This is a genomic window from Streptomyces viridosporus, assembly GCF_002078235.1.
In the GTDB taxonomy this organism is placed as follows: Bacteria; Actinomycetota; Actinomycetes; order Streptomycetales; family Streptomycetaceae; genus Streptomyces; species Streptomyces viridosporus.
In genome coordinates this window covers 1-638 of sequence record NZ_MSGP01000984.1, presented here as the reverse complement: position 1 = coordinate 638, position 638 = coordinate 1, and the positions used below count along the sequence as shown (strand labels likewise).

At 72.6% G+C, this 638-nt stretch carries 1 pseudogene; it reads right to left on the bottom strand.

Annotated elements, in window-relative coordinates:
* Nucleotides 1–638: pseudogene (locus tag B7L92_RS39045) on the bottom strand (hypothetical protein); the annotation flags it as partial.

The window sequence follows — 638 nt, the reverse complement described above, 5'->3', positions numbered from 1 at the left end:
GGCCGAGGAGGTTCATCAGGTGGAGCTGTTCGGCGCGGTCCCGTACCGCGTACATCTCGGCGAGGCCCTCCTCGACGCCGCCCGCGTCCGCGACGAGCCAGCCGCGGGTGAGGCGGGCGTGCAGCTCGATGTACTCGTCGCCGACGAGCCGGGCGTACTCCACGGCGCGGTCGCTGTCGGCGAGCGCCTGCGGTCCCGGCTGGTGGAGCGCCTTCCAACTGGCCACGTTGGTCAGGACGTCGGCCTGCACGGACGACGGCGGCAGCCCGCGCACCAGCTCCTGGGCGGCGGCCAGCTCCTCCCAGCCGTCCCCCTTGTCGAGCCCTTGCACGAGTCGGCTGCGCTGTACGAGGCACCAGGCCTCGCGCAGCGGGTCGGATTCGGCGGCCAGGACCCGCATGGCCTTCTTGGAGATGGCCAGGGCGCGTTTGCGGTCGCCGCCGAAGTGGGCGGCGACGGTGGCCTCGGCCATCACGTCGAGGTAGCGCAGCGGCGTGTTCTCCGGGTCGCAGGCGGAGGCCGGGTAGACCTCGGCGTAGTCGAAGGGGCGGAGGGTGGCGAGGACCTCGTCGGGGACGTCGTCCCAGAGCTCCATCGCCCTCTCCAGGAGCCGCAGTTGCTCGGAGTAGGCGTAGCGG